The sequence below is a fragment of the Streptomyces sp. HPF1205 genome (genome assembly GCF_020400825.1).
In the GTDB taxonomy this organism is placed as follows: Bacteria; Actinomycetota; Actinomycetes; order Streptomycetales; family Streptomycetaceae; genus Actinacidiphila.
In genome coordinates this window covers 1-1,764 of the sequence record NZ_JAINVH010000099.1, presented here as the reverse complement: position 1 = coordinate 1,764, position 1,764 = coordinate 1, and the positions used below count along the sequence as shown (strand labels likewise).

Genomic DNA, 1,764 nt, shown 5'->3' with positions numbered 1-1,764 from the left:
AAACGGGGTGGCTTCTCGCTAAGCGGGTTGAGCTTCGCGACGGACCAGCCCGGCCCGTAGAACGTTGACGGCGCCCACCGTGTCGGCGTGCGCGTTGTGGCCGCACTCCTGGCATTGGAACTTGTCCTGTGTGAGCCGGTTCTCCTTGGCGGTGTGCCCGCACTGCGGGCACTGCCTGGAGGTGTTGCGGGGGTCCACGGCGATCACTTCCCGTCCGGCGCTTTCAGCCTTGGCGTGCAGGATCGTCAGGAACACCCCCCATCCGGCATCAGCGATCGAGCGGTTGAGTCCGGCTTTCGCGCTCGCCCCGTTGGGCAGGAACGCGCCCGGCGTCTCGGGGTCGGGCTTCGGTGCGGGGGCCTTGCTCATGTTGCGGATCTTGAGGTCTTCGTGCGCGATGACATCGTGCTCACGGACCAGACGAAGCGCGGCTTTGTGTGCGTGGTCGAGCCGCTGGTGTCGCACCTTGCGGTGCAGCTTCGCGACCTCCTGGGCGGCCCGCCGGTGATTGGCGGTGCGATCCTTGGCCTTGCAGCGCGGGAACCGGGACAGCGCCTGTTGTGCGGCTTCGAGCTTCGCGGCTGCCTTCCGGCCGTGACGCGGGTTGGGTACGAACTCGCCGTTTGAGCCGGCGAGGAAGTTGGCTATGCCCATGTCGATGCCGACCACGCTGCCAGTGGGGGGCAGCGGTTCGGGTTCGGGCTGCTCGGCGGTGAGGATGACGAACCACTTGCGTCCCTCACGCTTGACCGAGACGGTCTTGACCTTGCCGACCACTGGCCGGTGCTGGTTGACCTTGACGTGCCCGACGCCTTGGAAGCGGACGCGGGTGACCGGGTCGTGCGGCGTGCTGTTCCAGCGGCAGCCGTCCCCGTCCTTGGGAAAGTCCACGGTGTCGAACCAGTTCACCCCCCGGAACCTGGGGTAGCCGGGTGTGTCGCCGGACGTGATCCGGCGGAAGAACGCGGCGAACGCCTTGTCGAGACGGCGCAACGTCGCCTGCTGCGAGCTGAACGACCAGCGGCCCTGACGCTCGGGGTCGAACGCCCGGATCTCCTTGAGCTGCGCGGACTGCATCCCGTACTTGATGCTCGTCTTCGAGGGGTGCCGGTAGGCGTCGCGGCGTTCCTGCAAGGCTCCGTTGTAGAGCGAGCAGTGGTCGGCCAGCATCGCGGTCAGCGCTGCCGCCTGTCCCACGGTGGGCCGCATGAGGAACTTGTACGCACGGATCATCCAGCCCACCCCCCTCCCCGGCTCGACTCCGACCTTGACCATAGCATTGGTTCATGTCACCACGCTGGGAACCAAACACGGACGTACGGCGCGGTCGTCACGTCGTCTACAACCTCCACGCACACTTGGTATTCGTCACTAAGTACCGGCGCACCGTGTTCAACGACGCCATGCTGACGCGCTGCGAGGAGATCATGCGGAAAGTCTGCGAGGACTTCGAAGCTGACCTGATCGAGTTCAACGGCGAAGAGGATCACATACACCTGCTCGTGCACTACCCACCGAAGGTCGCCCTGTCGAACCTCGTCAACTCCCTCAAGGGCGTCTCCTCACGCCGGTTGCGGCAGGAGTTCACCGGCCGCGTGAACCGGGCGATCATGCACGGCCGGTTCTGGTCCGGCTCATACTTCGCCGGCTCCTGCGGCGGGGCACCGCTCCAGGTGGTCAAGGACTACATCGAGAACCAGAAGCGACCGGACTGAGCGCGGCCACCGTCTGGGACCAATCCGGAGCGACGCGGCGGCGCTCCGC

Annotated in this window: 2 protein-coding genes; one reads left to right on the top strand and one right to left on the bottom strand. The window is 66.2% G+C overall.

Annotated elements, in window-relative coordinates; translation table 11 throughout:
- Window positions 1–18: 18 nt before the first annotated feature.
- On the bottom strand, window positions 19–1,233 hold the full coding sequence (locus K7G61_RS35785) for an RNA-guided endonuclease TnpB family protein (RefSeq protein WP_225851326.1): 1,215 nt from the start codon (window positions 1,231–1,233) through the stop codon (window positions 19–21).
- Between the two features lie 53 nt (window positions 1,234–1,286).
- Here K7G61_RS35785 and tnpA point away from each other — a divergent pair, with 53 nt between their 5' ends.
- Entirely contained in the window at window positions 1,287–1,715 is a 429-nt protein-coding gene (gene tnpA, locus K7G61_RS35780) for an IS200/IS605 family transposase (protein WP_225851325.1), read from the top strand.
- The last annotated feature ends 49 nt before the right edge of the window (window positions 1,716–1,764 follow it).